Source organism: Paenibacillus peoriae KCTC 3763, from assembly GCF_000236805.1.
Classification (GTDB): domain Bacteria; phylum Bacillota; class Bacilli; order Paenibacillales; family Paenibacillaceae; genus Paenibacillus; species Paenibacillus peoriae.
Window position 1 is genome coordinate 533,629 of the sequence record NZ_AGFX01000011.1, and the last position, 23,298, is coordinate 556,926.

General features: G+C 45.5%; 20 protein-coding genes. 18 read left to right on the top strand and 2 right to left on the bottom strand.

Annotation, left to right across the window (positions count from 1 at the left end):
* Window positions 1–266 precede the first annotated feature (266 nt).
* The 5 genes from KQI_RS0104845 to KQI_RS0104865 all read left to right on the top strand — a co-directional run bounded on the left by KQI_RS0104845 (window position 267) and on the right by KQI_RS0104865 (window position 4,551).
* Window positions 267–956: a TerC family protein gene (locus KQI_RS0104845; protein WP_010345598.1), complete on the top strand. Its 690-nt coding sequence runs from the start codon at window positions 267–269 to the stop codon at window positions 954–956.
* A gap of 161 nt (window positions 957–1,117) precedes the next feature.
* Window positions 1,118–2,083 carry a Gfo/Idh/MocA family protein gene (locus tag KQI_RS0104850; protein WP_010345599.1) on the top strand — a complete coding sequence of 322 codons (966 nt, stop codon included), beginning with the start codon at window positions 1,118–1,120 and terminating at the stop codon, window positions 2,081–2,083.
* Between the two features lie 4 nt (window positions 2,084–2,087).
* Window positions 2,088–2,408: a hypothetical protein gene (locus tag KQI_RS0104855; RefSeq protein ID WP_007430968.1), complete on the top strand. Its 321-nt coding sequence runs from the start codon at window positions 2,088–2,090 to the stop codon at window positions 2,406–2,408.
* Between the two features lie 92 nt (window positions 2,409–2,500).
* Window positions 2,501–2,782, top strand: coding sequence for a DUF6171 family protein (locus KQI_RS0104860; RefSeq protein WP_010345600.1), 282 nt, complete (start codon window positions 2,501–2,503; stop codon window positions 2,780–2,782).
* A gap of 284 nt (window positions 2,783–3,066) precedes the next feature.
* The gene (locus KQI_RS0104865) at window positions 3,067–4,551 is read left to right on the top strand and encodes an alpha-N-arabinofuranosidase (protein ID WP_010345601.1); all 1,485 of its coding nucleotides are present in this window, start codon (window positions 3,067–3,069) and stop codon (window positions 4,549–4,551) included.
* Window positions 4,552–4,636: 85 nt separating this feature from the next.
* Here KQI_RS0104865 and KQI_RS0104870 read toward each other — a convergent pair whose 3' ends face one another.
* Entirely contained in the window at window positions 4,637–5,455 is an 819-nt protein-coding gene (locus tag KQI_RS0104870; RefSeq protein WP_010345603.1) for an AraC family transcriptional regulator, read from the bottom strand.
* A gap of 165 nt (window positions 5,456–5,620) precedes the next feature.
* On the opposite strand from KQI_RS0104870, the gene KQI_RS0104875 reads away from it, so the two are divergent.
* From KQI_RS0104875 to KQI_RS0104905, 7 genes are all read left to right on the top strand, one after another.
* Window positions 5,621–6,727 carry a Gfo/Idh/MocA family protein gene (locus tag KQI_RS0104875; protein ID WP_010345604.1) on the top strand — a complete coding sequence of 369 codons (1,107 nt, stop codon included), beginning with the start codon at window positions 5,621–5,623 and terminating at the stop codon, window positions 6,725–6,727.
* Between the two features lie 18 nt (window positions 6,728–6,745).
* A complete protein-coding gene (locus KQI_RS0104880) occupies window positions 6,746–7,513 on the top strand; it encodes a sugar phosphate isomerase/epimerase family protein (RefSeq protein ID WP_010345605.1) in 768 nt (255 codons plus the stop codon).
* The gene (locus KQI_RS0104885) at window positions 7,506–8,588 is read left to right on the top strand and encodes a Gfo/Idh/MocA family protein (protein WP_010345606.1); all 1,083 of its coding nucleotides are present in this window, start codon (window positions 7,506–7,508) and stop codon (window positions 8,586–8,588) included. Before KQI_RS0104880 ends, KQI_RS0104885 begins: the two co-directional genes overlap by 8 nt.
* A 39-nt stretch (window positions 8,589–8,627) precedes the next feature.
* Entirely contained in the window at window positions 8,628–9,596 is a 969-nt protein-coding gene (locus KQI_RS0104890) for a sugar phosphate isomerase/epimerase family protein (RefSeq protein ID WP_010345607.1), read from the top strand.
* Between the two features lie 20 nt (window positions 9,597–9,616).
* A complete protein-coding gene (locus KQI_RS0104895) occupies window positions 9,617–10,348 on the top strand; it encodes a ThuA domain-containing protein (protein WP_010345609.1) in 732 nt (243 codons plus the stop codon).
* Between the two features lie 242 nt (window positions 10,349–10,590).
* A complete protein-coding gene (locus KQI_RS0104900; RefSeq protein WP_010345610.1) occupies window positions 10,591–10,935 on the top strand; it encodes a winged helix-turn-helix transcriptional regulator in 345 nt (114 codons plus the stop codon).
* Between the two features lie 747 nt (window positions 10,936–11,682).
* Complete coding sequence (locus tag KQI_RS0104905) at window positions 11,683–12,450, top strand: DODA-type extradiol aromatic ring-opening family dioxygenase (protein ID WP_010345613.1); 768 nt, start codon at window positions 11,683–11,685, stop codon at window positions 12,448–12,450.
* Window positions 12,451–12,574: 124 nt separating this feature from the next.
* Here the strand turns inward: KQI_RS0104905 and KQI_RS0104910 are convergent, their stop codons facing one another.
* Window positions 12,575–13,291, bottom strand: coding sequence for a Crp/Fnr family transcriptional regulator (locus tag KQI_RS0104910; protein WP_010345614.1), 717 nt, complete (start codon window positions 13,289–13,291; stop codon window positions 12,575–12,577).
* 260 nt (window positions 13,292–13,551) lie between these two features.
* On the opposite strand from KQI_RS0104910, the gene adhE reads away from it, so the two are divergent.
* The 6 genes from adhE to yidD all read left to right on the top strand — a co-directional run bounded on the left by adhE (window position 13,552) and on the right by yidD (window position 23,038).
* Window positions 13,552–16,164: a bifunctional acetaldehyde-CoA/alcohol dehydrogenase gene (gene adhE, locus KQI_RS0104915; protein ID WP_010345615.1), complete on the top strand. Its 2,613-nt coding sequence runs from the start codon at window positions 13,552–13,554 to the stop codon at window positions 16,162–16,164.
* A gap of 317 nt (window positions 16,165–16,481) precedes the next feature.
* On the top strand, window positions 16,482–18,743 hold the full coding sequence (gene pflB, locus KQI_RS0104920) for a formate C-acetyltransferase (RefSeq protein ID WP_010345616.1): 2,262 nt from the start codon (window positions 16,482–16,484) through the stop codon (window positions 18,741–18,743).
* 65 nt (window positions 18,744–18,808) lie between these two features.
* Window positions 18,809–19,567: a pyruvate formate-lyase-activating protein gene (gene pflA, locus KQI_RS0104925; RefSeq protein WP_010345617.1), complete on the top strand. Its 759-nt coding sequence runs from the start codon at window positions 18,809–18,811 to the stop codon at window positions 19,565–19,567.
* A 217-nt stretch (window positions 19,568–19,784) separates the two neighbouring features.
* Window positions 19,785–22,007, top strand: a complete 2,223-nt coding sequence (locus KQI_RS0104930; protein WP_010345618.1) for a copper amine oxidase N-terminal domain-containing protein — start codon at window positions 19,785–19,787, stop codon at window positions 22,005–22,007.
* A 253-nt stretch (window positions 22,008–22,260) separates the two neighbouring features.
* Window positions 22,261–22,740, top strand: coding sequence for a Fur family transcriptional regulator (locus KQI_RS0104935; protein ID WP_010345619.1), 480 nt, complete (start codon window positions 22,261–22,263; stop codon window positions 22,738–22,740).
* A 1-nt stretch (window position 22,741) separates the two neighbouring features.
* Window positions 22,742–23,038, top strand: a complete 297-nt coding sequence (gene yidD, locus KQI_RS0104940) for a membrane protein insertion efficiency factor YidD (RefSeq protein WP_010345620.1) — start codon at window positions 22,742–22,744, stop codon at window positions 23,036–23,038.
* The last annotated feature ends 260 nt before the right edge of the window (window positions 23,039–23,298 follow it).

The window sequence follows — 23,298 nt, forward strand, 5'->3', positions numbered from 1 at the left end:
TGCCAGTAATAGAATAGTTCCCAAAGGGGAGTAGCTCAACGAGTAAAGTCGTCATTACGGGATTATAAATCCCCGGCTTTATTGGCAACGTTATGTTGTAAGCGAGACCTTTGCCAGGATTTTCGGAATCCGGGTAAATGGTCTTTTTTTGATGCTAAATTTGGGTCAAGCGCCATTTCCGGGTTTCCGTGAAGCGGCGCTTTTTTAATATAAAGCGCTGAACTATGAACAGTATAACAAATAAATAAAGAAGGTGGGAGGAACGTATGGATTTTTTGTCAATTGAGTTTTTTACCGCATTATTGTCCATCATTATCATTGATCTGGTGCTAGCTGGAGATAATGCGATCGTAATTGGCCTGGCAGCTCGCAATGTTGACAAGGCCAACCAAAAGAAGGTTATTATTTGGGGGACGATCGGCGCAGTCATCATTCGTGTGATTGCTACGGTATTGGTCACGTTTTTACTGCAAATTTATGGCTTGCGATTAATCGGGGGACTTGCACTCATCTATATCGCCTACAAGCTGCTGGTGGAAGAAAAGAAGCACGAAATTTCAGCAACCAATCAAATGTGGGCAGCGATTCGCACCATTATAATTGCGGATACAATGATGGGACTCGACAATGTACTTGCTGTCGCGGGAGCGGCTCATGGAAATATGCTGCTTGTTATTCTTGGTCTGGCGATCTCCGTTCCAATCATGGTATGGGGAAGTACGATTATCTTGAAACTGACTGAACGTTATCCGGTCGTCATTACGATTGGAGCTGCTGTATTAGCTTATACCGCTGCCAAAATGGTAGTGGCTGAGCCGTTAATTGCACAGTGGTTTGCAAATGGGGTCGTTAAATACGGTTTTGAAGCTCTGATTGTAGTTCTGGTTGTAGCCATTGGGCTGCGTGTTAAAAAGATAAAATCGGAGAAAGCAAAAAAACAAGTGCTTCACGCCTAGGCAAGCCTTTTTAAGTCATTACAGCATAAGTAGGACATTATTACATAGAGGCTGTTCCGTTAAGTCCAACTGGACCGGAGCAGTCTCTTTTTCTTTGCTTGTCAGCAGACTTCCATGTAAACTAGACAACAGATGAATAAGTAATTAGAGGTGATAACAGTATGAACAAGCAGACGAAAACAAGAGTGGCCATTGCAGGGCTGGGAGGTATTGCTCGCAAGGTGTATTTGCCATTGCTGACTGCACACGAAGGTGTAGACATTATAGGTGTCATGAACCGTTCGCAGGAGCCGGTTAATTCTATCATGGAGCAATACAGGTTGCCGAAAGGAACGACAGATGTAAAGGAGATGCTGGCGTGGGAGCCGGAAGCTGTATTTATACATGCTGCGACGGAAGCTCATTTTGATCTGGTTATGGCGTGTATTGAAAAAGGAATTGCGGTGTATGTAGATAAACCGTTGTCCTATGATGTTCGTCAAAGTATGGAGATGACCGCGTTTGCGGAGGCACAAGCCGTGCTGTTGGCGGTAGGTTTTAACCGACGTTTTGCTCCGCATTATGTAGCTGCTAAAGCATGGCTGGAGGCAGCGGGCGGCTTCAGTCAATGTGCAGCAATTAAACACCGAACGGGGTATGATCGGAGACCTGCTGAACAAACGGTCTATGATGATTTGATTCATATGCTTGATTTGCTATTGTGGCTTGGCGGCAATGATTATGAGCTGCTGCACAGTAAACTGACGACGACGAATGAAGGGTATATGGACGCTTCATTTGGTTCCGTACGTTTGGGAGAGGCCTTCGGCAGCTATAGTATGAGCAGACAGGCAGGAGCTGACATAGAGAGGCTGGAGCTGCATGGGGCAGGTCGATCTGCTGAGGTAACCAATATGGAACAGGCTGTTTTCACGGAAAAAAGCAAGCTGCCACAAACGCAAGTTTTCGGAAGCTGGGACACGATTTTGGAAAGACGGGGATTCAGCGGAGTCGTGAACCATTTTCTGGAGCATATTCATCGTCCGGAGGAGTGCGCTATAAGTGCTGGAAAGGTGCTGGAAAGCCATATGCTGGCAGACGAACTGGTACGAATCCAGACATCAAGAAACAGGTTGAAGGAGAAATGAATAAATGGTAGAGGACAACCGTGGTAAACAGCTAGAGGAAGCCATTATCGAAAATTACAAGCAGGAAGAGGACATGATGATTCTGGTGTTTGCGCAATGGTGCATCAATCATGGGCTGGAGCCGGAGGAATTATATCGTGCAGCGTATCCACAGCAAGATAGCAACGAGCGTCTGCTACGAGTACGCAAGCTGACTGTATCGCGTGAAGAAGCGGGTGATATTCCGCTCGATACGGTATTGGGGGTGCTATCCATGTTCGGAAACGAGGACCTGGCGATGGTCGTAGCTGAGGCGGCTGCCCAGCTTCCGCAGGAACGAAAATAAGGTCAGCCTGAATAAAGGAAAATGCTATAATAACAAAGTATGGAATCAACTGTATTGAATTAGGATCTTGTTATCAGGAGGGTAAGCTGACGATGAAAGATGTAACGGTACCAGGCACCTGTAAGGGCTGCGAAAGAGACATCACGATATCAGAGGAACAAATTACCAGAATTCTAAATAACATGAGACCCAAAGTGGAATGTGTGAATGATGAAGTGTATGAGGCCAGACTGTTGGCCTGCTCACAATGCGAAGACTTAATGGCCGGGCATACATGCGGCATTAGCGGAAGCATTGTCCGTGTACGTGCCTTGGCAGCCACGCATAACTGTCCCAGTTACAGTGGTTCACGCTGGCAAGGAGCGTCCTCATGATATCCCCCATCCCAGTCTGCCTTAATGGCAGGCTTTTTGGTTTGAATGAACCTTTTTGCTTAAGATTGACAAATAGTAGACAATAAAATATATTAAACGTGTAAAATGATTTTGTTTAATTATTAATGTTTTTATTAATTAAATGCTTACTGGACTTGATTAGAACACAAAGGTTAGGTTAGTAAAAAAAGTTCGGCAGAAAGAGCTACATTTTCGTTATTTTGAAAACGCAATCATAATGCGGACGAGACAGGAATTTTTAATATTTTAGGGGAGGGCTTGTTGTGAAGGGTTCCATAATTGTAAATACCGATTGGGAACAAGGTGTTATTAACAAGAATATCTACGGGCAATTTGCCGAGCATCTTGGAAGATGTATTTATGAAGGTTTATGGGTTGGGCAGGAATCTCCGATTCCGAACACGAACGGAATTCGCAATGATGTGGTCGAAGCGCTTAAAATGCTGAATATTCCTGTGCTGCGTTGGCCGGGGGGCTGCTTTGCCGATGAATATCATTGGAAAGACGGTGTCGGACCGAAAGAAAATCGCAAGAGAATGGTAAATACGCACTGGGGTGGTGTGGTTGAAAATAATCATTTTGGCACACATGAGTTTTTTCAGTTGTGTGAGCTGCTAAATGCCGAGCCTTATATTTGTGGAAATGTGGGTAGTGGCACAGTACAGGAAATGTCGGAATGGGTAGAGTACATGACCTTTGACGGGGAATCACCTATGGCTGCATGGCGTCAGGAGAACGGTCGTGACAAACCATGGAAGCTCAAATATTTTGGAGTGGGGAACGAAAACTGGGGTTGTGGCGGTAATATGCGTCCAGAATATTATGCCGATCTGTATCGCCGCTATCAGACCTATGTTCGCAACTATGGCGAAAACCGGATTTACCGGATTGCAGGCGGGGCGAATGTGGATGATTATCGTTGGACCGAAGTGCTGATGCGAGAAGCCGGGCATCTTATGGACGGTTTGAGCTTACATAACTACACGGTCCCGGGTACTTGGGAAGCGAAACGGCAAGCACTCGGATTTGATGAAGCGGAATGGTTTGAGACGATGAAAAAATCATTACGCATGGACGAATTGATTACCCGCCATTCTACCATTATGGACAAATATGATCCTGACAAGCGGGTCGGATTGATCGTCGATGAATGGGGAACCTGGTTCCTGACCGAGCTGGGTACGAATCCGGGCTTTCTTTATCAGCAAAATACGATGCGCGACGCGCTTGTAGCCGGGCTGCACCTGCACATTTTCCATAATCACCATGACCGTGTGCAGATGACGAATATTGCCCAGATGGTCAATGTTTTGCAGGCGATGGTTCTGACCGAAGGACCTGCTATGCTGTTGACACCGACATATCATGTATTTGAAATGTTCAAGGTGCATCAGGATGCACAAGCACTCGCTACTCATACCAAGCTAGGCAATTATGAATACGATGGAGATTCCATCCCACAAATAAGCGTGTCCGCTTCCAAGGCACAGGATGGCTATATTCATATAAGCTTGTGCAATGTCCATCCGGGCGAGTCTGCAAATTTAAATCTGGAGCTGAGAGGACTGGAAGAGGTTAAGGAGATCAGTGGAGTTGTCCTTGCCAGCGATGAAATGCAGGCACATAATACGTTTGACCAGCCGGAGCGCGTAAAAAAGGCAGCTTTTACGTCCTTCCAGCAGCAGGGTCAGCGTTTGGATGTTGTATTGCCGCCGATGTCGGTAGTAATGCTGACGATTACTCCGTAACAATCCAGCTGTGGTATGTAAGTAGTACCCGCTTTATCATTTAGTTTGACAAAGAGAGTGTTCAGTCGAACGCTCTCTCTTTTATTTATAATTGCTCGCGGTGGATCACTCTGAATTCCTTGGGCGACATGCCAAAGCGGGAACGGAATACCCGGTGAAAATACGTATAGTTTGCAAATCCGGACGATTCTGCAGCTTGTTCCAGTGACATAGGACTGAAAATGATTCGCTCCCTCGCCATGTTAAGCCTGATGTCCAGCGTGTACTGCATAATGCTTGTATCGAAGGTTTCTTTGAACAAATGCACGGCTCGGGATACGCTGATGCCGATGTGTGAAGAAACGTCATCCAGTTTGAAGTTGGAGGATGCATTTTCCTCAATATAATTTTTAATCTGATAAGCTAGGTAATTATGATGTGTAGCAATAGGATGCTCGGACAGCATACGGTCGAACTCCAAACATAAAATGCGTATGTAATAGCTTGAAATTTCCGGGTAAGGATTAGAAATACGACGCTGTTCCATCACAAGCTGGCGAAATAGGCCGAGCAGGGCTTCTGTGAGCTGAACCTTGATTCGGTTAGGCCGTTTGTGGTGATTCCACCACTCATCTACCCAGGAGCCACCGAAAAAGATGTGGTAATCTCCGCTTTCCACGATCTGTTCACCCATGGAATTCAACTCATTGTGAATATCCAGCTCATAGGGCTCGGTTGGACTAAACAGCAGCAGGTCTCCCGCCTCAATTCGTGTCATTTTTCCGTTAATGCGGGCCTGGCAGCGTCCGTCTGTTTGCAGTCGAAACAAATAATTTTTAATCCCATCAGGCTGGTTCGAATAAAAGGGTTTACGATGAAAGGAATAGCCTGCGGTAAGAACCTGACAAGACTCGACGATAGACATATGATGACTCCTTTGGGCAATTAGCTGTTTCAAATATTGACCAGATTGTTCATGTTTTAATCATATTATTCATTTTAAACGAAACCGAAATAGAATACCATGTGAACTGTAAAGCTTACATGCTAGATCACAAAGTACATGTTTGAGGCCAAGGAGTGTGACGATGTGGAACGAATGAAGGCCGGAATCATCGGTTGTGGCAACATTAGCACGGTATATCTTGAAAATCTGCGAAACAGTCCGCTTATTGAGGTGGTAGCTGTCGCTGACCTGCTGGAGGAAAGGGCGAGGGCGAAGGCTGATGAATTCAACATTGAAAACGCATACAAAGTAGATGAGCTGCTGCGTCAGCCTGAGATTGAGCTTGTATTTAATCTGACTGTGCCCGGCAGCCATGCACTGACCGATGTGGCGATACTGGAGGCAGGCAAGCACGTGTACAGTGAAAAGCCTTTGGCGGTATCTTTGGAGGACGGCAAACGCATTCTGGATGTAGCCAAAGCAAAAAACCTGCGTGTCGGCTGTGCTCCGGATACCTTTCTCGGTGCGGGGATTCAGACTGCACGCCATGCCATACAGACCGGAATCATTGGTCAGCCAGTAGCTGCTACGGCCTTTTTAATGGGCAGGGGCCCAGAGTGGTGGCATGAGAATCCGGAGTTTTTCTATGCCGCTGGAGGTGGGCCGATGTTTGACATGGGGCCTTACTATTTGACCTCGCTGATCACCCTGCTTGGGCCGATTCGGCGAATCAGCGGCTCCGTAGGGATTCAGATTCCGGAACGTTATATACATTCCGGTCCCAAAAGCGGCACGCCACTGCAAGTAGAGACACCAACGCACCTGGCCGGGACCCTGGATTTTCATAACGGAGCCATTGTAACGCTAATCACCAGTTTTGATATTCAGGGAGCTTCCGAGCTGCCGCGTATTGAAATTTACGGAACGAAAGGGACATTGAGTCTACCAGACCCTAACTTTTTTAACGGAGATGTTAAGCTTCGTCGGCCTGGAGAGGAAAACATGGAGGTGTTGAAGCCTCTTTTTGCATGTGGGAAAAACGAGCGTGGAATAGGTGCAGGCGAGATGGTGAGAGCCATTCGCAGTGAAAAGAATCATCGTGCCAACGCGGAGCTAGCCTATCATGTGTTGGAAGCCATGCATGCTTTTCAACGCTCCTCATTGGAAGGAAAGCATATTACGCTGGAGAGCACGTTTGAGCCGGACGAGGATTTGTATGAAGGAACAGATATAACGGTACATCCATCCTAATAGAAGAGGTGAAGGGCAATGGCAAAAGTAGGATTGCAATTGTACACAGTAAGAGAAGATCTTGAACAGGATTTTGAAGGTACACTGCGCAAGGTAGCTGAGCTTGGCTATAAAGGGGTGGAATTTCATACCTTTTTCGGACGCAGTGCCAAGGATGTCAGAGCGCTTTTGGATGAATTGAATCTGGAAGTTGTTGGAACTCATGTCCAATATACCCGCTTGCTGGATCATTTGGATGAAGAGATTGCATACCACAAGGAATTGGGCAATAAGTACCTGGTCGTTCCTTATTTAACCGACGAACAGCGCCAGTGGGATGAACTTTTTGCCAATCTGCATCGTATTGGTGAAAAGGTGAAGGAACAGGGTCTGATTTTGGCTTACCATAATCATGATTTTGAATTGACGGAGAAAATGAGCAATCGTCCAGTATTTGATGCTATATATGATGCAGTTCCCGCGGATTTGTTACAGGTCGAAATGGATACTTGTTGGGTATACTATGGAGGCTATGATCCTGTGGAATACATCGGACGTTATCGTGGACGCTTGCCTATCATTCATTTAAAGGATATGGCACGTGACGAACAGCAAAAAGCAGTTACCGTAGAGCTTGGTCAAGGAGAAGTACAGCTTCAGGCCATTGCAGACGCCGCTATTCAGGCCGGTGTCGATTGGATCATCGTCGAACAGGATTTTTGCTCAAATCCTCCAATCGAAAGCATTGAAACTAGCTTGAAATGGCTCCAACAATACGCAGCTCAGGGAGGAAATATACATGTCTAAAACACTCAAAATCGGGATTATTGGTTGTGGGGGCATTGCGAACGGCAAGCATTTGCCGAGTCTTGCCAAGCAAAAGCGGGCAGAGATCGTCGCTTTCTGCGACATCATTCTGGAGCGTGCGGAGGAAGCAGCGGCAAAGTTTGGGGCTGAAGGCTCCCAAGTGTATAGTGATTACCGAAAGCTGCTTGAAAATAAAGACATTGAAGTTGTACATGTATGTACACCCAACGACTCACACTCCGAAATTACGGTCGCCGCACTTGAGGCAGGTAAGCACGTGTTATGTGAAAAGCCGATGGCCAAAACGGCCGAGCAGGCACGGGAAATGCTTGCTGCGGCTAAGCGTACAGGTAAAAAGCTGTCCATTGCATATCAAAACCGTTATCGTGATGATAGCTTGTATTTAAAGCAATTGGTTGAGCAGGGAGAGCTTGGCGAAATTTATCTGGGCAAAGCGATCGCTCTGCGTCGACGTGCGGTTCCGACATGGGGAGTATTCTTGGATGAAGAGAAGCAGGGCGGGGGCCCGCTTATTGATATTGGTACGCATGCACTCGATTTGACACTCTGGCTGATGGATAATTACAAGCCTAAAAGCGTACTGGGATCAACCTTCCATAAGCTGGGGGATCGTAAAAATGCGGCGAATGCCTTTGGACCTTGGAATCCTGAGGAATTTAAGGTGGAGGATTCTGCTTTTGGTTTTATTACGATGCAAAATGGAGCTACGATCGTTCTGGAATCCAGCTGGGCGTTAAACGTTGTAGAATTTGGCGAAGCCAAGACACTGCTATGCGGAACGGAAGGCGGAGCCGATATGCAGGATGGATTGCGCATTAACGGAGAAAAGAATAGCCGCTTGTTTGATACGAAAATAGATCTGGATGCGGGCGGTGTGGCCTTTTACTCCGGAGAAACGGAAAATGAGGCAGACCGGGAAGCCCGTTTGTGGATCGAATCCATTCTGGACGACAAAGAGCCGCTTGTGAAACCGGAACAGGCACTGGTTGTTACTGAAATTCTGGAAGCCATTTATGAATCGGCACGTACGGGGAAGGCAGTTTATTTTGATTAAAGCCGCTTTTTTCACATATGATACAGGGAGGGATTTCGTTTGAAACTTGGAGTATTTATGGTGTTGTTCGGTGGACGTTCACTGGAGGAAGCGCTGGATTATGTAGCTTCCCAAGGACTGGATGCTGTAGAAATCGGTACAGGCGGCAATCCGGGAGATAAGCACTGCAAGCCGGATGAACTGCTGGACAACGAAACGGCGCTCAAAAATTTCAAAAAAGCAGTGGAGTCCCGGGGACTCACGATTAGTGCGCTTAGCTGCCACGGCAACCCTCTTCACCCGCAAAAACACTTGGCTCAGGCAGATCATGAAACGTTTCTTAAAACCGTTCAATTGGCTGAAAAGCTGGAAGTTCCCGTTGTCAACACTTTTTCTGGCTGCCCAGGTGATCATGAGGATGCGAAGTATCCGAACTGGCCGGTAGCTCCGTGGCCTAATGATTTTCAGGAAGTGCTAAAGTGGCAATGGGAGAACAAAATTATTCCTTATTGGAGTGAGGCGGGGAAATTTGCCGCAGATCACCATGTAAAAATTGGACTGGAGCTACACGGGGGCTTTTCGGTTCATACGCCAGCAACCTTGCTTCGTCTGCGTGAAGCGGTCGGGGAGGTTATTGGTGCCAATCTGGACCCGAGTCATATGTGGTGGCAGGGCATTGATCCGGTGCAAGCGGTTCAAATTTTAGGCCGAGCAGGAGCCATTCATCATTTTCATGCCAAGGATACGACGATTGATCCGATCAATGTGAATAAATACGGACTTACTGATATGCAGGAATATACCAATATGCTGGATCGCGCATGGCAGTTCCGTACCGTCGGCTATGGACATGATATTAAAACCTGGGCGGATATCATCAGTGCTCTCCGTCTGGTAGGCTACGATTATGTAGTAAGCATTGAGCATGAAGATGGTCTGATGTCCGTAGAGGAAGGCTTTACTAAGGCCGTTCACAATCTTCGACAGGTTCTTATTGAAGAGCCGCTGAGCGAGATGTGGTGGGTCTAACCTAATAGGGGGAAATGTGGATGATTAACGTCACCATTTGGAATGAATTTCTGAACGAGAAGCAGAAGGATGAGGCAAAACAGGTGTATCCTGACGGGATACATAAGGCACTGGCAGACGGTTTGGCCAGTGAGGAATTTGTTATTCGAACGGCTACTCTGCATGATGATGCTGAGCATGGTTTGGGAGAGGAAGTCCTGAATTCCACAGATGTGCTGCTGTGGTGGGGGCATAAAGCCCACGATCAGGTGAGTGATGAAGTTACAGCTCGTGTTGTAAAACGAGTACAGGATGGAATGGGCTTGATCGTTCTGCACTCGGGCCACTTTTCCAAGCCATTCAAAGCTCTGATGGGCACCAGTTGTGATCTGAAATGGAGAGTTGCAGGCGAACAGGAGATTATCTGGTCCGTAAATCCATCACATCCCATTGCAGAAGGAGTAAATTCCAAAATTTTGTTGGAGCACGAAGAGATGTATGGGGAGTTCTTTGATATTCCTACGCCGGATGAACTGATATTTGTTAGTAACTTTGAAGGCGGCGAGGTATTCAGAACCGGATGTACTTTCCGCCGAGGCAGCGGTAAAATATTTTATTTCCGTCCAGGTCATGAAACATATCCGACCTATTACCAGCCTGATATATTGAAGGTCATTGCTAATAGCATCCGTTGGGCCTGCTCGACAGGTATAATTAACCCAATATATGGTAGAAGCGAGGCGATAAGACCTCTCGGTAGAGTGCTGGTATAAAGACATTCTTCATGTCTCAACAAGTGCAATAATGAAAAGACAGGCAGAATCCCAAGAGATTCCGCCTGTCTTTTCATTTAACGATTTAGACACATACCTGTTGCTGTTGTTGTTGTATAATCAGCTTTGGTCATGGCAACTTTATCGGAGCAGGTATTAATTTAAGAAGAAAGTGTTTTCTTTCGGGATAAAGTATGCTAAAATGATATATACTAACAAAAGGAAAGCTTTATCAAACCGAAATGCAAAAGAAGGTGAAAAATTTGGAGGGTCAACCGCAACTTACAAAAATGTGTCCGCGTTTTGAGACCGCCTTTTCATGTCTGGGAAAGCGTTGGAACGGATTGATTATTCAATCCATGATGAGCGGTCCCAAGCGGTTTAAGGATATTTCCAATCTGATTCCTACAATGAGTGACAAAATGTTATCAGAGCGGATGAAAGACTTGGAAAATGAAGGAATCCTTACACGTCATGTTTACCCGGAAACTCCTGTCCGCATTGAATACGAGCTTACAACCAAAGGCCGTGCACTTCAGCCAGTAATGGAGCAGATTCAATTTTGGGCTGAAGAATGGATTAGATGAGCACCAAACTAAATAAGTGTTTTTCATAGCAAAACAGCCTTTTCCTAGAAAAAGGCTGTTTTTATTTTGTATGCAGGGGCTATTTTCCACTACACCTCAAATGGATCAATATAGATAAGTTAGTACGCTTAAAAGCTTTTGACGCGTTCCGCAATCGAAAATAATCCGGTTGCCGTGCGGCGTGGGATACGAGTTTGAATATCCAGTGCGGCTGTGCGAAATGTACCTAGACATGAATGGCACAGTCTTCCTGCATAAATGGGGGATTGGCAGGACTCGCAAGGATAATCAAGCTGGCAGTATGTGGAGGGAAACTTGCCTGCTCTTACCCAATCTGTAAGCAAATTCATGGGTGTTCCGGTTGCAGCACTGAGCTGGCGGGTGTGCGTAGCAGGATGCTTCCATAAATAATTGGAGCAGCGGTCAAAGAATATATTTTCTTCCTGGATACAAGTGTTGCACAGTTTTCTAAGATTTTGACGGAAAACGGAACCACATTTTGGGCAATTAGCAGTATGTATCTCCATCGAAACCAGTCCTTTATATCGAAATGTGGTGAGATTTTTTAAATTTATTAGTTATATATTACTATGACTTTATACCTATATCAATCTTTATTTAACAATTGCTGATCTTTAAGTATATGCAAAACTCTGTATTGACATAACCTTGTTACTTATGTATTATAACTTACATAAAGTTACTAATTGAGAAAAATAAATTGATGAATGATAAGGAGACCTCCATATGACACCAGCTTTGTTTTTGGCCCATGGGTCACCGATGCTTGCTATTGAACAGACCGACTATACTGCTTTTTTGGAGCGATTAGGGAAGAGTATTCGTCCCAAGGCTATTGTTATTTTCACTGCCCATTGGGAGACGCAGGCATTGACAATCAGCTCGATGGATGGCGTATATGATACCATTTATGATTTTGGCGGCTTCCCGCCAGAACTGTACGAGGTGAAATATCCTGCACATGGTTCGATGGAACTGGCAAATAAGCTGAAAGAATTATATGAACAAAAGGGCATTGACGCACAAACTGACCAGGTAAGAGGACTGGATCATGGGTCTTGGACACTATTGCACCGAATGTATCCTGAGGCAGACATCCCGGTCGTTCAGATTTCTGTAAATCCATATCTCTCGCCCAAAGCACAATATGCCATTGGTGAAGTGCTACGCGGACTGGGGGAACAGGATATTCTGGTGATTGGCAGTGGTGTAACCGTCCATAATCTGCGCATCGTCCAATGGGGAACAACGAAAACAGAACCGTGGGCTATTGATTTTGATGACTGGATTATAGACAAGGTGCAAAATGGGGATATAGAGGCTTTGGATCGCTATGAAAGCGAAGCGCCGTATGCCCGTCAGGCGGTACCAAGAGCAGAGCACTTTGTGCCTTTGTTTATTGCAATGGGGAGTGGTAATCCAGCGAACAAGGCCAAGGTCATCCATCGAAGCTATGAGATGGGGAATTTAAGTTACCTGTGCTTTCAGTTCTAAAGGTGAGATGGATCAAGAAGGCATATCGTTAGTTGCTTTTTGGTGAGAACAGGCAATAAAATAAGGGAGTATTTTATTGCCAAAATGGCATAAAACACTCCCATTTGTATTTAGAAAAGATTAACTAGATCCGGCAAATTTCAATTGGACACAATTCACAATGACATACGCTTTGCAGCATTTCCAAATCCTTGACCACAATCATGCCGTTATCATATTCAACTGCATTTTTCTTGCGCAAATCGCTTAGCATCCGGTTTACACTTTCCCGGGTGGCACCGATCATATTAGAAAGGTCCGTATGAGTGATTTTTTTATGAATCAGAATATGATCACCGTGAGGCTCGCCATAGGTGTTGCACAATCGGATCAGGGTCGAACAGAGAGCACCGGGCTTACCGTACATCATCAGGTCGCGGAACTTGGTCTGAGTAATGCGGTGATGCGACCCCATCCATTTCATAAAGTCAATGGCAAAATCGCAATGCTGGCAAATGAGCAGCTCCAGGTCTGTATGATCAATGACACCAATATCGCTGTCTTCCAGCACCTCAGCAGAAAAGGAATGTTTAGTCCCGAAAAATGGATCAGCTTGACCCACAAGATCGCCGCTTTGATACATATATAGAATAAGTTCCTTACCTTCATCCGTTGTTTTTGTTACTTTCACGCGTCCGCGTTTGATATAAAACAGCTTATCCGCTGTGTCTCCTTCCCAGAACAGGTGCGAACTTTCGGGCATGACCCGATCCTTCATCATCACTTGCAGCCGGTTGAAGCTGGCCTCCGAGAAGCAACTGGTGTTACCGCGAGCTTCCATTACGTTTGTAGGGTTTCTCATCGTCCATTTCCCCTTTGTTTCCTATGTTTTTTATCTGCAACTTGATCAATTCAAATTCATTATATACCTGTGCTGTGAGTTTTGGGGGCAAGAAGAGGGGGTAAAAGTGGCAGATTTGCAAACTTTGTGATTAAATTCACTTCATGAAACAAAAAATTTAAAATAGATTGTGAAAAAAATCACAAAATATCTTGGGAAGCTGTGTTACGATCAGTGCGTGAACAAGAGATATTATACAAGATAACAGGAGGATGAGGGAAATGGCTGTTAAAAACGAGGTTATCCAAAAAGAGCAAAGCGCAGAGCAGTATATTCAAACGCTGATTGACCGGGCGAACCGGGCACAGCAAGCTTTCATGAGTATGAATCAGGAACAGATTGACGAAATCGTACAAGCTATGGCACTCGCAGGGATGGATAAACATATGTACCTGGCGAAACTGGCTGTTGAAGAAACAGGACGCGGTGTGTACGAGGACAAAATCACTAAAAACATGTTTGCAACAGAATATATCTACCATAGCATCAAAAATGAAAAAACCGTCGGTGTCATTGAAGATAATGATTTTGACAGTTTTCAAAAGATAGCTGAGCCAGTCGGTATCATTATGGGGATCACTCCAGTGACAAACCCGACTTCGACTACCATGTTCAAAGCGTTGATTGCCATTAAAACACGTAACCCAATCATTTTCGGTTTCCACCCATCCGCTCAATCGTGTAGCGCGGAAGCAGCCCGCATCTTGCTTGAAGCGGCCGTTAAACACGGGGCTCCTGCTGATTGTATTCAATGGATCGAAGCTCCTTCGATGGATAAGACAAATTCACTTATGAATCACCCGGATGTGGCACTGATTCTGGCAACTGGTGGATCAGGTATGGTTAAGGCGGCATATAGCTGCGGTAAACCTGCTCTGGGCGTAGGTCCTGGTAACGTGCCTTGCTTCATTGAAAAAACAGCGGACATCAAGCAGGCCGTGAACGATCTGATCCTCTCGAAATCTTTTGATAACGGTATGATCTGTGCTTCCGAACAAGCGGTTATTATCGAAGAGCCAATCTTCGAGCAAGTGAAAAAATTGATGATCGCTAACGGATGCTACTTTGTAAATAAAGAAGAAGCAGCTAAGCTCACTCAAGGAGCTATGAATGTAGAGAAATGTGCAGTGAACCCGGCTATCGTCGGACAGTCTGCTGTAAAAATTGCTGAAATGAGCGGTATCACCGTACCGGCAGGAACCAAAATTTTGGTGGCTGAGATTGAAGGGGTAGGAACAAAATACCCATTGTCCGCGGAAAAATTGAGCCCTGTATTGGCTTGCTATAAAGTAAAAAATGCTGAACAAGGTATTCAACGTGCTGCTGAAGTCGTGGAGTTCGGAGGCATGGGTCACTCGTCCGCTATTCATTCGAGCGATGAGGACGTTATCGCCCGGTTCGCAAACCGTCTGCAAACAGGCCGTATCATTGTAAATGCACCTTCCACACATGGTGCGATCGGTGACATCTACAACACCAACCTTCCATCGTTGACGCTTGGTTGCGGTTCGTACGGACGTAACTCAACTTCGTCGAACGTATCGGCAGTCAATTTGATTAACGTGAAAAGGGTGGCGAAGCGGACGGTGAATATGCAATGGTTCAAAGTACCTTCCAAAGTTTATTTTGAAAAAAATTCGACTCAATATCTTGCTAAAATGCCTGATATCACACGTGTAGCTATTGTCACAGACCCTATGATGGTGAAGCTTGGCTATGTGGATCGCGTTATTCATTATTTGCACCAACGCCAAACACCGGTTGCGATCGAGGTCTTCTCTGAAGTAGAGCCGGATCCATCGACAGTTACGGTAGAGCGTGGTACTGAAATGATGAGACGTTTCCAACCGGATTGCATTATCGCACTGGGCGGCGGTTCCCCAATGGATGCGGCGAAAGGTATGTGGCTGTTCTATGAATATCCAGATACAGATTTCAACAACCTGAAACAAAAATTCATGGATATTCGCAAACGGATTTACAAGTACCCACGTCTGGGCCAAAAAGCACAATTCGTAGCCATTCCTACAACCTCGGGTACAGGTTCGGAAGTTACTTCTTTCGCGGTAATTACAGATAAAAACCTGGGCAACACGAAATACCCGCTGGCTGACTATGAGTTGACCCCTGATGTGGCAATTATTGACCCTGTGTTTGTATATTCGCTGCCTAAAACAGCTGTAGCGGATACAGGTATGGACGTACTGACACACGCCATTGAGGCTTACGTGTCTGTAATGGCCAATGACTACACAGATGGTCTGGCCATTAAAGCCATTCAATTGGTATTCCAATACCTGGAGCAATCAGCTCTGACTGCTGATAAGCTAGCACGTGAAAAAATGCACAATGCTTCCACGCTTGCAGGGATGGCGTTTGCCAATGCATTCTTGGGTATCAACCACAGTCTTGCGCATAAATGGGGCGGTCAGTACCACACAGCGCATGGTCGCACGAATGCGATCTTGTTGCCGCACGTTATTCGCTACAATGCGAAAAAACCGACAAAATTCGCTTCGTTCCCTAAATATTCGCATTTTGTTGCGGATGAGCGCTATGCAGAGATTGCTCGCATACTGGGATTGCCTGCTCGCACCACTGAAGAAGGAGTTAACAGCCTGATCGAAGCGATCCGTAAGTTGAATAAAATACTCGGTATCGAGGAATCGTTCCAACAACTCGGTTTCGATCCGAAGGATTTTGAAGCACGTGTGGATTATTTGGCTGACCGCGCTTTTGAGGATCAATGTACAACTGCGAATCCGAAGCTGCCGCTGGTTACTGAATTGGCTGATGTATACCGCAATGCCTTCTACGGACGTTTTGACCAATAATATAATAGGTATGAAGAGGCTTGTAACAAGCATTTTCCCGTTCAATACCACGACAGGCTCTCTTTGATAGAGGGCCTGTTGGCTTGGGAAGGGAGGTGAGTAACAAGGGTTCAGGATCAGGCGGGAGCAAGAGGAAAATAAAGTGATAAAAATCACTCGTATTGTGACTTTTATCACATACTACACTCTGTCATTATTCTACAATAAGGGTGTAAGAAAGGTCCCGACACTGAGCATAAGGCATCGGTGAAAAGGCCGGGATAAAATAGTGAAAAAAATCACAAACCCGGAAGACCAAACAATTTGGAGGGATTTACATGTCGGTGATTGAGAGAGATTTACAAGGACAACAAGCTGGCTGGAGAGGTTTTAAAAAAGGAAAATGGTCTAGAGAAGTCAACGTTAACGATTTTATCCAAACCAATATTTCACCTTTTGTAGGTAATGAAGAGTTCCTGGTTGGCCCTACTGCCAACACAACTGCACTGTGGGATATTGTATCTGATCTTACTAAAAAAGAGCTGGCAAACGGCGGTGTACTTGATGTAGACGTGAATACGCCATCTACTATTACTTCACATAAACCGGGTTATCTGGACCGGGATAAAGAACAAATTGTTGGTGTACAAACAGATGCACCGTTCAAGCGTTCCTTGCAACCGTTCGGCGGAATTCGGATGATGATTGACGCATGTAAAGCTTATGGCTTTGAAGTGCCTGAAAGCATTGTTGATATATTCACGCATATCCGTAAAACGCACAATCAAGGTGTGTTTGATGCTTACACGGATGAGATGAGAGCAGCTCGTAAAGCTGGTATTATTACTGGTTTGCCAGATGCATACGGTCGTGGTCGGATTATTGGTGACTACCGTCGTGTAGCTCTGTATGGAGCAGATTTCCTGATCCAAGATAAAAAGCTTCAACTGAAAAGCCTTGAAGTTGACGCGATGGAAGAGGACGTAATTCGTCTGCGCGAAGAAATTTCCGAACAAATTCGTGCTTTGAATGAATTGAAACAAATGGCTGCTGAACATGGCTTTGATATTTCAAAACCAGCCAATAATGCGAAAGAAGCTTTCCAATGGGTATATTTTGGCTACCTCGCAGCGATCAAAGAACAAAACGGTGCAGCAATGTCCCTGGGACGTGTATCTTCATTCCTTGATATTTATACTCAACGTGATCTTGAAGAAAACGCGCTGACAGAAGAACAAGCTCAAGAATTGGTCGATCATTTTGTCATGAAGCTGCGTATTGTTAAATTCCTGCGCACACCTGACTATAATGAACTGTTCAGTGGAGACCCAACATGGGTAACAGAATCTATTGGTGGTATGTCTGTCACTGGAGAAACTCGTGTTACCAAAAACAGCTTCCGCTTCTTGCACACGCTGTACAACTTGGGACCTGCTCCAGAACCTAACTTGACTGTGCTGTGGTCGGAACAATTGCCTGAAGGGTTCAAAAAATATTGTGCAAAAGTTTCGATTGAAACCAGCTCCATTCAATATGAAAATGACGATCTGATGCGTCCAATCTATGGCGATGATTATGGTATTGCTTGTTGTGTATCCGCCATGAAAATCGGTAAACAAATGCAATTCTTTGGTGCTCGCGCCAACTTGGCTAAAGCTCTGTTGTACGCCATTAACGGTGGTAAGGATGAAAAATCCGGCGTTCAAGTAGGGCCTGAATTCCCAGCCATTACAAGTGAAGTGCTGGATTATGAAGAAGTGTTGAGCCGCTTCAAACCTATGATGGAATGGCTGGCAAAACTGTACATGAACACATTGAATGTGATTCACTACATGCATGATAAATACAGCTACGAACGCATTGAAATGGCGTTGCATGACCGTGATATTCTTCGTACCATGGCTTGTGGTATCGCGGGTCTGTCCGTTGCAACTGACTCCTTGAGCGCTATTAAATTTGCAAAAGTAAAACCAATCCGTAACGAAAAAGGGGTTGCCGTTGATTTTGAAATCGAAGGCGAATATCCTTGCTACGGTAACAACGATGATCGTGTAGATACCATCGCAGTAGAACTGGTAGAGACCTTTATGAGTATGATTCGCAAGCACAAAGCTTATCGGAATGCTCTTCCTACTCAATCTGTCCTGACCATTACTTCCAACGTGGTGTACGGTAAGAAAACAGGTACAACACCGGATGGACGTAAAGCAGGCGAACCGTTTGCGCCAGGTGCGAACCCAATGCATGGCCGTGATAAAAAAGGTGCTTTGGCATCTCTGAGTTCTGTAGCTAAGCTGCCTTATGAGCACAGTCTGGACGGTATTTCGAATACTTTCTCCATCGTGCCTAAAGCACTGGGTAAAGAAGAAGAAACACGCAAAACGAACCTCGTTTCGATGATGGACGGTTACTTCGGAAGCCATGCGCATCATTTGAACGTCAACGTATTTGCTCGTGAGCAACTGCTGGATGCCATGGAACACCCGGAAAATTATCCACAGCTTACGATTCGTGTATCTGGTTATGCCGTTAACTTCATCAAGCTGACTCGCGAACAACAGATGGATGTAATTAACCGTACATTCCATGGTACAATGTAATTAGGCTTAACCTATCATATATTACAACGACGCACGCATAGCGGATGCGGGAAGGATGATGCAACATGTTGAAAGGCCACATACACTCATTGGAAACCTTCGGGACTGTCGATGGTCCCGGCATCCGCTTCGTGCTTTTTATGCAAGGATGTTTGTTGAAATGTCAATATTGTCATAATCCGGACACCTGGGCTTTAAATGAAGGCAATCCGATGACACTGGAGGAGGTATTGGCTGAAATAGAACCGTATTTAGCCTACTACCGATCTTCAGGAGGTGGTTTGACCGTATCTGGAGGAGAACCGACATTGCAAGCTCATTTTGTAGCAGAGCTGTTCACGGAAGTGAAGCGTCGCTGGAATTTGCACACGACACTGGACAGTAACGGCTTTAATGACGCGGGCCGTATCCAGGATCTGCTGAACGTAACGGACTTGGTGCTTCTGGATATTAAGCATATTGACAACGACAAGCATATTAAGCTTACGGGCAAGTCCAATGACCGTATGCTACAAACAGCACGCTGGTTGTCTGAACAAGGACGCAAAATGTGGATTAGACACGTTTTTGTGCCGGGCATTCATGATGACGAGCAAGATCTATTGAATTTGGGCCGGTTTATTGGAACGTTGAACGGAGTCGAAAAGTTCGAGATTTTACCTTATCACCAAATGGGTGTATACAAATGGGAAATGCTCGGCAAGGCGTATCCGCTGGAAGGGGTTCCGTCCCCTACTGAAGAAGAAGTTCAACGTGCCTATCGACTCATTGAAGAGGGTCGTTTGGAGACTGCAGGGAAGAATGCTGTCTGTCACCCGTCATAATGAAGATGGCTTCAAAGCTACTTGCTGCTTATACAGCCGCCGCTACATCAGATTAGATGAGTGGCGGTTTTTTTTGTTGATTTTTTGAAGTCACAGGAGGGAGTTTCCTTTTTTTTAAGTTCGGCAAAATTACCCAGCAACTTTTTGATTACTGCCGCGTCTAATAGTATGACTTTTTACGGGAATGATAATAATTTGGGATAGAAGGAGACAGACAATGAATTTCAAGAAGTGGACCATGCTCACCGCGCTTGCGGTAGCACAGGTGGCAGCAGTAGCCCCTGTAGGAGCAGAAGCAGCAACAACAACCGTTCAATCTACCGATTCGGTTAGCACACAGCAGGGTCAGACCAATGCTGCAGAATCCGGCGTTCAGAATAGCATCGGAGGTCAAGATAGCACGGGAACACCAAACGGCACAGTAACACCTGATAGCACAGGTGCAAGCAACGATCCATTGTCTGGCTTACCTACAGATACAACCAACGGATCAAACGTATCCAGTGATGTATATGGAGGAGACGGAACGATCACCAATCCTGGTGGCTCTCCAACATCCATGAATGCAAATCAATTGATTTTGTATTTGAACAGCGCAAAAATGGAACAGAATGGACAGGTGTACACGGCGACTCAGCCAATGACAGTCAAGAACGGGGTTTCCTATGTAGCTATTCGTTCGCTTGTCAGCCGCGTCGGATTACAATTTAGTTATGACACTGCGACCAAAGAAACCGTAATCACCCAAGGGACAAACGTGCTGCGCTTCAAGACGGACAGCAAGGTTTATACGGTTAACGGTGAAGCTAGACAAATGAAGGGGCCGGCTTTTCAGCAAAAGAACGTATTTATGGTGCCGCTGACCTCTATTACACAGGCCTTAAATATTCCTTATACTGTGAATAATACAACCAAGCAGGTTATTTTGGATTTGAATCAGAAACCTAAAGCTTCCTTCACGGTTCAGCAAAAAGATATCTACGCGGGCGAAACCCAAGTGATATATTTGACAAAGGAATCTTCTCCCACAGGTCTTCCGATTGTGAATCAACGTTGGGAAGGGAAGCAGGACGTTTTTCAGGAGCCGGGTACATATGTAGTTACCTATTCCGTTCTTGATTCCGCAGGGAACTGGAGTGATCCATACTCAGTTACGATTACGGTAAAACCACCGAATCAGCCGCCAGTGGCTCTGTTTACAACAGATAAAAAAGAATACAAAATGGGTGAGAAAATCACGATCACCGATCTGAGTACCGATGATGAAAATGCGATTACCAAGCGTGATTGGGTAAACAAGAAACTGGCATTTTTCGAGCCAGGTGACGTGACCATCACATTGACCGTAACTGATAAGCACGGTGCAACAGGTACTGTAAGCGAAACGATTAAAATTACCAATGAACTGCTCTACAATGAAGATGATTTCAACAAAATCTTCACGCCTTATGGTGATAAATATAGTGTAGACGGCAGTCAGGTGCCTACTATGGCTACCATTCCAGTGACCAGTACGTCTTCACCACGTCTTCTGATCCGTGCTAACAGTCCGGAACGGGTATTCCAGGATGGCATCGTTTATCAGGAAACGGGCTCAGGTAGCACGCGTATACTCGTCCATCATGTGAATGAAACGGGCAGAGATGTAAAAATGTACGTTATTGCAACCAACAATAATATTATGCCTACCAATCTGAATGTCGAAAATTCCGGTTTCGCCGGACCATCTGAGTTTGCTACGGCGGCGGGTAAGGTTTCGATTCAGCGGTACTTTCAATCCATGCAGGATGGAAGCAAACGCTCCAGTACAGTTCTGAATCCGGGCGAAAGCCGCGTTATTTTACAGGATTTGAATGCGCAAAAAATCAAGCAAAAACAGGTCATTTCTCTTTTGTCCGACTTGTATACGGATCAACCTATTCAATACACAGTTGTTGTGCTAGATGCAAATGCAGATCCGTTGACTGCGCTGCCTACTCTTGCAAAACTGCCTAAGGACGGCATTCATAACCGTGGAACGTATGCGAATTCCGATATCTCGCTCAATTATACGGAAGAGGTTGGTAAAACAGCTCAGCGTATCGTTCTTGGCGACAATAAAGTAGATCCGAACCTGCTGGGAACTGACGGTTTGGACGGCTCTGCTGCTTCCAATGCCGGTAACTTTGGTGTCGTCTATAAAGTTAAGCTGGACCATGTAGCGCCGTATTCCCTGATTGCTTTCAACCCGCGTGGTGGTGAATATGCCGGCTATGCGATGGTCAACAATCAGGTTGTGGGTATTCCAACGAATGGTTCTGTGCAAGCACCGAATGAGATGAGTGTGCTGTATCGTACAGGTCATATCGAGGAAAGTGTAGAGATGTATTTCACTGCAGCAGCAGGAAGCAACTTACCGGTTTCTGTAGTCGTTATGCCATTGCCAGCTATTAAAAACTAATAAGAAATAACCGGTGCTGTTCACCGGCTTAGACCATTGGTCTCATCATTCACCGTTTAAAAGTCAGATGTCACTTGCAGAATATAGGCGTTCTCCTGCTGCGGATTTTTTGCAGTCCTGGAGAACGTCTTTTTCTTACTCACAGGTGCGAATATCTCTTATAATATTGACTTTAATCGTGGTATAATAAATAGATGCAAGCCTAAGCCTGCATCAGAATACCTGAAACTACAGACAGGGGAGGGTGAAACGCATGCTGACAAAGGATGAAATCATCGCAACAATGTCCGCTCAAGGGCTGCGTATTACAGATCAGCGCAAGACGCTGGCCACGTTATTTTCCGAGAATGAAGGGTATTTGTCTCCCAAAGACGTTTATGAATATATGGGTAAAAAATATAGTGGACTCAGCTTTGATACGGTTTATCGTAATCTGCGTGTAATGCAGGAGTTGGGCGTGCTTGAGCAGGTATCTTTTGAGGATGGAATGAAGTTCAAGGTAAGCTGTAATGAGCATCATCATCACCATCATATGATTTGCTTGAGCTGTCAAAAAACATTACCGATTTCTTTTTGCCCAATGCAGATGACAGATACGACGGATCAGTTCCAAATCGTTGAGCACAAATTTGAAATTTTCGGGTATTGCAAAGATTGCCAACAAAAAAACGGGCATAATGAGCGTAATTCTGATGGAGGATTCAGGCAGACGAGCAGTCACGGGGGCTATTAAAATGAAAATCACCACCCGCAGAGTGGTTCAGGCCCCGATCAAGTTTTATCGTTCCTATATCTCACCGTTAAAGCCGGCGACCTGCCGATTTTATCCAACATGCTCGGCATACGCGTTGGAGGCGGTAGAGGTGCATGGTGCGCTTAAAGGCTCATGGCTGGCCGCCAAGCGCATAGCCAAGTGCCATCCCTTTCATCCGGGCGGGGTAGATTTGGTTCCTCCTATCCAAAAGCGGGCGGATAAATCTGGTGAAGACCGGTTGACTGACCGTGATGAGAAGATGCTGGGAAGAAGCTGACTTGACATCGCTGCGTGGATTTGGTTATATTTTGGTTAATATTGTTTTCCTGTGAAGGGATGAGTAGGGTAAGAGTCCAGTACAGAGAGCCGGGTTTAGCTGCAAACCGGTCTGGAGCGAAGCCTGAATATGGTCCTGGAGGAACCTTTTTCGAGCGTATCTGCCAACGTTTTTTGTGCAAGCGTGGGGCAATTGTAAGGGAAAGGCGTGATCCAGCGTTAATGGGCGGTCAGATGTGACCGGTGAAGCCTGTAGTCTGC

Coding starts and splice junctions, on each gene's coding strand:
- KQI_RS0104845 (WP_010345598.1), top strand. CDS start 267: ATGGATTTTTTGTCAATTGAGTTTTTTACCGCATTATTGTCCATCATT.
- KQI_RS0104850 (WP_010345599.1), top strand. CDS start 1,118: ATGAACAAGCAGACGAAAACAAGAGTGGCCATTGCAGGGCTGGGAGGT.
- KQI_RS0104855 (WP_007430968.1), top strand. CDS start 2,088: ATGGTAGAGGACAACCGTGGTAAACAGCTAGAGGAAGCCATTATCGAA.
- KQI_RS0104860 (WP_010345600.1), top strand. CDS start 2,501: ATGAAAGATGTAACGGTACCAGGCACCTGTAAGGGCTGCGAAAGAGAC.
- KQI_RS0104870 (WP_010345603.1), bottom strand. CDS start 5,455: ATGTCTATCGTCGAGTCTTGTCAGGTTCTTACCGCAGGCTATTCCTTT.
- KQI_RS0104880 (WP_010345605.1), top strand. CDS start 6,746: ATGGCAAAAGTAGGATTGCAATTGTACACAGTAAGAGAAGATCTTGAA.
- KQI_RS0104885 (WP_010345606.1), top strand. CDS start 7,506: ATGTCTAAAACACTCAAAATCGGGATTATTGGTTGTGGGGGCATTGCG.
- KQI_RS0104895 (WP_010345609.1), top strand. CDS start 9,617: ATGATTAACGTCACCATTTGGAATGAATTTCTGAACGAGAAGCAGAAG.
- KQI_RS0104900 (WP_010345610.1), top strand. CDS start 10,591: ATGCAAAAGAAGGTGAAAAATTTGGAGGGTCAACCGCAACTTACAAAA.
- KQI_RS0104905 (WP_010345613.1), top strand. CDS start 11,683: ATGACACCAGCTTTGTTTTTGGCCCATGGGTCACCGATGCTTGCTATT.
- KQI_RS0104910 (WP_010345614.1), bottom strand. CDS start 13,291: ATGAGAAACCCTACAAACGTAATGGAAGCTCGCGGTAACACCAGTTGC.
- adhE (WP_010345615.1), top strand. CDS start 13,552: ATGGCTGTTAAAAACGAGGTTATCCAAAAAGAGCAAAGCGCAGAGCAG.
- pflB (WP_010345616.1), top strand. CDS start 16,482: ATGTCGGTGATTGAGAGAGATTTACAAGGACAACAAGCTGGCTGGAGA.
- pflA (WP_010345617.1), top strand. CDS start 18,809: ATGTTGAAAGGCCACATACACTCATTGGAAACCTTCGGGACTGTCGAT.
- KQI_RS0104930 (WP_010345618.1), top strand. CDS start 19,785: ATGAATTTCAAGAAGTGGACCATGCTCACCGCGCTTGCGGTAGCACAG.
- KQI_RS0104935 (WP_010345619.1), top strand. CDS start 22,261: ATGCTGACAAAGGATGAAATCATCGCAACAATGTCCGCTCAAGGGCTG.
- yidD (WP_010345620.1), top strand. CDS start 22,742: ATGAAAATCACCACCCGCAGAGTGGTTCAGGCCCCGATCAAGTTTTAT.